The 4,954-nt window shown below is 73.3% G+C and carries 8 protein-coding genes; all 8 read right to left on the bottom strand.

Features of this window, described 5'->3' with window-relative positions:
* Positions 1-93: 93 nt before the first annotated feature.
* Positions 94-609, bottom strand: coding sequence for an XdhC family protein (locus ACGFMK_RS48765; RefSeq protein ID WP_392778847.1), 516 nt, complete (start codon positions 607-609; stop codon positions 94-96).
* A 19-nt stretch (positions 610-628) separates the two neighbouring features.
* On the bottom strand, positions 629-895 hold the full coding sequence (locus tag ACGFMK_RS48760) for a hypothetical protein (protein WP_392778844.1): 267 nt from the start codon (positions 893-895) through the stop codon (positions 629-631).
* 32 nt (positions 896-927) lie between these two features.
* A complete protein-coding gene (locus tag ACGFMK_RS48755) occupies positions 928-1,185 on the bottom strand; it encodes a hypothetical protein (RefSeq protein WP_392778841.1) in 258 nt (85 codons plus the stop codon).
* Between the two features lie 4 nt (positions 1,186-1,189).
* Positions 1,190-1,672: an NUDIX hydrolase gene (locus ACGFMK_RS48750; RefSeq protein ID WP_392778839.1), complete on the bottom strand. Its 483-nt coding sequence runs from the start codon at positions 1,670-1,672 to the stop codon at positions 1,190-1,192.
* Positions 1,669-2,814 carry a glycosyltransferase family 4 protein gene (locus ACGFMK_RS48745; protein WP_392778850.1) on the bottom strand — a complete coding sequence of 382 codons (1,146 nt, stop codon included), beginning with the start codon at positions 2,812-2,814 and terminating at the stop codon, positions 1,669-1,671. Before ACGFMK_RS48745 ends, ACGFMK_RS48750 begins: the two co-directional genes overlap by 4 nt.
* 18 nt (positions 2,815-2,832) lie before the next feature.
* Positions 2,833-3,750, bottom strand: a complete 918-nt coding sequence (locus ACGFMK_RS48740) for a phosphatidylinositol mannoside acyltransferase (RefSeq protein ID WP_392778836.1) — start codon at positions 3,748-3,750, stop codon at positions 2,833-2,835.
* Entirely contained in the window at positions 3,747-4,373 is a 627-nt protein-coding gene (pgsA, locus tag ACGFMK_RS48735) for a phosphatidylinositol phosphate synthase (RefSeq protein ID WP_392778834.1), read from the bottom strand. Before pgsA ends, ACGFMK_RS48740 begins: the two co-directional genes overlap by 4 nt.
* A gap of 89 nt (positions 4,374-4,462) precedes the next feature.
* On the bottom strand, positions 4,463-4,954 hold a 492-nt coding region (locus ACGFMK_RS48730; RefSeq protein WP_392778833.1), incomplete at its 5' end, for a MarR family winged helix-turn-helix transcriptional regulator.

The raw sequence follows: 4,954 nt of genomic DNA, 5'->3' as shown, positions 1-4,954 counted from the left end.
TACCTGATTGGACGACACGGCCAAAGGCCGGCCCGGTCACGTGTCGTCCATCTGGATACGCGTGTCGTCCGGCTGCGTACGCGTGTCGTCCGGTCAGACGGTGAAGTCGAAGCCGCCCGGGCGGCCGTTGCGGTCGGCCAGCAGCCCGGCCAGCGTGGCGATCGCGATCTCCGGCGGGGTCCGCGAGCCGATGTTCAGCCCGACCGGGCGGTGCACCCGGCCGATCTCGGCGTCCGGTACCCCGAGGGCGCGCAGCGCGGCCAGGTGCGGGCCGGGGTGGCGCGGGTTGCCGAGCACCCCGATCCAGCGCGGCTTGTGCTCGAGCGCGGCCTTGAGCACCTCGCCGAGCTCGGGCCGGTGGTGGTCGGTGACGACGACGTCGGCGGACCCGTCGAGCGGCGGCAGCGTCGTCGCCGCCTCGAACTCGCCGGGCACGTCGGTCGCGCGCGCGGCGTCCGGTTCGAACAGCGCGACGTGGAACCCGAGGTCCCGCGCGAACTTCAGCAGGTACCGCGACACGGGCGAGGCGAAGACGGCGACCAGCGTCCGCACGTCCGGGTCCGGTTCGGCGGCGCCGTGGGCGACTTCGCAGGCCTCGGGTTCACTCATGCCGCCATTGTCCCCCGGTTCAGCGGATCTCCTCACCCAGCGAAACCCGGAACTGATACGTGTCCGTCTTGCCCTTGATCAGCACCAGGTACCCGCCGGCCACGCGCAGCACCGTCCGGCCCTGCGGCGACCACGGGCGCGCCGGCCGGTGCTGCTTGGCCAGCAGGTACGCCTCGTCTTCCGCACTCTCGCGGTCGGGGTAGCGCGTCGCCTCCGCGACGGACCAACCCCGGGCGTCGCCGGCGCCGCCCTGCTCTTCGATGACGACCCACCAAATGGAACTCATGCCCTTCCGACGCGCCTGGGCGCGCGAAGGTTTCAGATCTCTTCGCCCACGGTCAGCCGGAAGTGGAACGTCGAGGTCCGGCCGTCGACGATCACCAGGTAGCCGCCCGCGACCCGCAGCACCCGCCGCGACTTCGCCGACCACGGGTGGAACGGCTCGTACTCGCGGGCCAGCCGCAGGGCCTCGGCCTCCGCGGCCGGCAGGTCGTCGAACCGGAACGTCTCCGACAGCGACCAGCTCCGGCCGTCACCGTTGCCGCGCTGCTCCTCGACGACGACCCACCAGCTCACGGCGTCAGACCTCCGGCTCGGCGAATTCGAAGTACTCCGGCAGCGGCGCGGTGCCGGCCAGCCGGAAGTAGCGGACCTTCCGGCGCCGCCGCAGCCGCAGGGTGTCGCGGACGGCGTCGTTGTGGACGCGCCGCGCGATGATCACCCGGTGCTCGGCGTCGGTCAGCTCCTCGGCCAGCTCGGGCAGCAGGCCCGCCCGGTCGACGCGGCTCAGCTCCCGGGTCAGCTCGTTCTCTTCGGTCTCGCGGTCGGCCCGCGGCGCCGCTTCGGCGCGTTCGGCCGACGTCCGCAGCTCGGTGTCGCCCAGCACCACGGCGACCGCCCTGGCCACCACCGCGCGGCGGGCCAGCGCCGCGTCGAGGGCGGCCCAGCCCGCGTCCATCCGGACGTGCAGCCGGTCGAGCCGGTTCGCCGTCGCGACGAGGAACAGTCCACCGAGCACGACGATCACCGCGAGCACCGGCAGCAGCCAGCCGAGCACGCTCACCGGGCGAACTCCCGCTCCGGCGCCGCGACGCGCCGCGGGTCGGCGGCGACGGCCGTCTCGTAGACGCGCAGCACCTGCGTGGCCACGACCGACCAGTCGAACATCGTGACCCGCTCCCCCGCCGCCGCGGCCAGCGACGCCCGGCGCGCCGGATCACCCAGCAGCTCGCGCAGCCCGTCGGCCAGCGCGCCCGGGTCGCCGGTCTCGACCAGCATCCCGGCCCGGCCGTCGTCGAGCACGCGGCGGAACGAGTCGAGGCCGCTGGCCAGCACCGGCGTGCCCGCGGCCATCGCCTCGGTGAGGATCATCCCGAAGCTCTCGCCACCGGTGTTGGGCGCGCAGTAGACGTCGACGCTGCGCAGGGCCTGGGCCTTGACGTGGTCGTCGGCCTGGCCCAGGAGCTCCAGGTGCGGGGCCAGCTCGGGGCCGGCGTCACGGCGCAGCTGGTCCTCGTCACCACGGCCGACGACGACCAGCCGCAGGTCCTCGAACTCCGGCAGGATCCGCCGCAGCGCCTCCAGCAGCACGCCCATGCCCTTGCGGGGCTCGCCGAACCGGCCGACGAACCCGACCGTGCCGCCGGCCCGCGGGTAGCCCGGCAACGGCGTCGCGGAGGAGAAGAACTCGACGTCGACGCCGTTGGGGACCTCGACGGCGTCACCGCCGGCGTGCTCCACCTGGACCCGCCGCGCCAGCGCGGACACGGCGATCCGCGCGGTGATCTTCTCCAGCAGCGGCCGCAGCACGGGCTGGAACGCCGAGAGCGTGCGCGACCGGGTCGTCGCGGTGTGGAAGGTGGCGACGATCGGGCCGTCGGCGATGAGCAGCGCCAGCAGGGACAAGCTCGGCGCGGCGGGCTCGTGCAGGTGCAGGACGTCGAAGTCACCTTCGCGGATCCAGCGGCGCACCCGGGCGTAGGAGACCGGGCCGAACTGCAGGCGGGCGACCGAGCCGTTGTACCGGATCCCCAGCGCCTTGCCCGCCGGGTGCACGAACTCCGGCAGGTCGGCGTCGTCGTCGGCAGGGGCCAGGACGGACACCTGGTGCCCGCGGGAGATCAGCGCCTTCGTCAGGTCGATCACGTGCCCCTGCACGCCGCCGGGCACGTCGAAGGAGTACGGGCACACGATCCCGATCCGCATCGGTCGCGCGGTCACGGCTCAGCTCGCTTCTTCGAGGCTGCCCGGCTCGGCGGCCTCCATGTCGGCGGGCCAGAACTTCTGCACCATGTGCCAGTCGGCGGGGTGCGCGGCGATGTCGCCGGCGAAGATGTCGGCCAGCGCCTGCGTCGCGGCCGGGACCTCGGCCCGCGCGGTGACGCGGATGCGCGGGTGCAGCCGGACCTGCCAGCCGTCCTCGGTGAACCAGCAGCCCGCCGGGATCAGCGCGGCACCGGTCGTCGCGGCCAGCCGCGCCGGCCCGCCGGGCATCCGGGCCGGCTCGCCGAAGAACTTCACGGGGATGCCGTTGTCGGTCAGGTCTCGGTCGCCGACCAGGCAGACGGCCTTGTTCTCCCGCAGCCGCTTGAGCAGCACACGCATCGCGGAGCTGTCGCCGGTCAGGGGGACGATCTCGAACCCGAGCGACTCGCGGTAGGAGGCGAACCGGCGGTAGAGCGACTCGGGCTTCAGGCGTTCGGCGACGGTCGTGAACCCGCCGAGGTAGTCGGCCAGCCAGACGCCGGCGATGTCCCAGTTGCCGCTGTGCGGCAGCGCCATCACGGCGCCGTTGCCCTCGGCCAGCGCCGCGTCGAGGTTCTCGACGCCGGTGATCGAGGCCGCGACCTTCTTGCTGACCTCACCCTGGTCCATCGACGGCAGGCGGAAAGTCTCGTGCCAGTAGCGCGCGTACGAGCGCATCGCGCGGCGGGTCAGCTCGTCCAGCTCGACCGGGTCGGCCTGCGGCACGACGCGGGCGAGGTTCGCGCGCAGCTGCCGCACACCCCCGCCGTCCTGCCGGACGGCGAGGTCCGCCCCCAGGGAGAACACGGTGCCGCCGAACCCGGCGGGCAGCCAGCCGGCCAGCCGCCACGCGGCGGCGTAACCGAACTCGCTGAGCCTGCCGGACACCTTGCTCATACCGGCTGCTCCCCGGCGGCGGCTTCACGAGCCGCCTTCGCCACCCCGGCGAAGCGCTGCAGCAGCGTGATGACCGACAGCACGGCCAGCAGCCAGAGGGAGATGTCCACGGTCCACGGCACGCCGAGGCCGTGCAGCCCGGTGCCGACCAGCGCGATGATGAGCCGCTCGGCGCGTTCGACCAGCCCGCCGTCTACCGGCAGGCCGGACGCGTCGGCGCGGGCCTTGACGTAGGAGATGACCTGGGCGAGCACCAGGCAGATCAGGGCCGCCGCGGCGGCCGGGTGGTTGTCGTCGACCACGAAGCACCACCAGGCGATGGCGGCGAACAGCGCGCCGTCCACCAGCCTGTCGCAGGTCGCGTCGAGCACCGCGCCGAACGGGGTGCCGTAGCCGCGGGCCCGGGCCATGGCGCCGTCGAGCAGGTCGAGCATGGCGAAGCCCCACACCGTGAAGGTGCCCCACAGCAGGAAGCCGTTGGGGAAGAAGACCAGGGCACAGGCGATCGCGCCGGCGGTGCCGAGCACGGTCATCGCGTTCGGGGTCAGCCCGGCGCGGACCAGCGCCTGGCCGATCGGATCGGTGACGCGGGAAACGGAGGCACGCGCGAAGATATTGAGCATCGGATCGTCTGAGGCACCTGGCTACGAGGGTCGGGTGGGCGATGGCAGCCTATCGACCCGCCCCGGTGAACCCGACGCGCCGCCCCGGGTCAGCCCGATTTCGGCAGCCGGACGACCTCGCCCGGATACTCGCGCGCTTCTTCCTCGGCCTGCGCCGCGGCACATTTCGGCGAGAGCCGGTTGCGGATCGCGGCGCTGATCTCACCCAGCGCGCTCACCTGCTCCGGCGTCAGCGGGTCGAACAGGCTCTCCCGGACGGCCTCGACGTGCCCGGGCGCCGCCGCTTCGAGGGCGGCGAAGCCTTCCTTCGTCAGGACGGCCCACGCGCCGCGCTTGTCGGTCGGGCAGGCCTCGCGGCGGACCCAGCCGTTCGCCTCCAGGCGCGCGACGGCGTGCGAAAGCCGGCTGCGCGACGCCTGGCGCGCGTCGGCGAGCTCGCTCATCCGGAGGCGTCGGCCCGGCGCTTCCGACAGCGAGACGAGCACCTCGTAGTAAGTGTGGGGCATGCCCGAGTCGTGCTGCAGCTGACCCTCGAGGTGCGCGCTCAGCATGCGGGTGGCCGTGTTGAACTCACGCCAGAC

This window comes from Amycolatopsis sp. NPDC049252 (assembly GCF_043197175.1).
In the GTDB taxonomy this organism is placed as follows: Bacteria; Actinomycetota; Actinomycetes; order Mycobacteriales; family Pseudonocardiaceae; genus Amycolatopsis.
Note: the sequence above shows the minus strand (reverse complement) of the source record. Positions and strands in the feature narration are given on the sequence as shown.

Excerpts from the sequence above, each read along its gene's own strand:
- ACGFMK_RS48765 (WP_392778847.1), bottom strand. The coding sequence starts at position 609 with ATGAGTGAACCCGAGGCCTGCGAAGTCGCCCACGGCGCCGCCGAACCG.
- ACGFMK_RS48745 (WP_392778850.1), bottom strand. The coding sequence starts at position 2,814 with ATGCGGATCGGGATCGTGTGCCCGTACTCCTTCGACGTGCCCGGCGGC.
- ACGFMK_RS48740 (WP_392778836.1), bottom strand. The coding sequence starts at position 3,750 with ATGAGCAAGGTGTCCGGCAGGCTCAGCGAGTTCGGTTACGCCGCCGCG.
- pgsA (WP_392778834.1), bottom strand. The coding sequence starts at position 4,373 with ATGCTCAATATCTTCGCGCGTGCCTCCGTTTCCCGCGTCACCGATCCG.
- ACGFMK_RS48760 (WP_392778844.1), bottom strand. The coding sequence starts at position 895 with ATGAGTTCCATTTGGTGGGTCGTCATCGAAGAGCAGGGCGGCGCCGGC.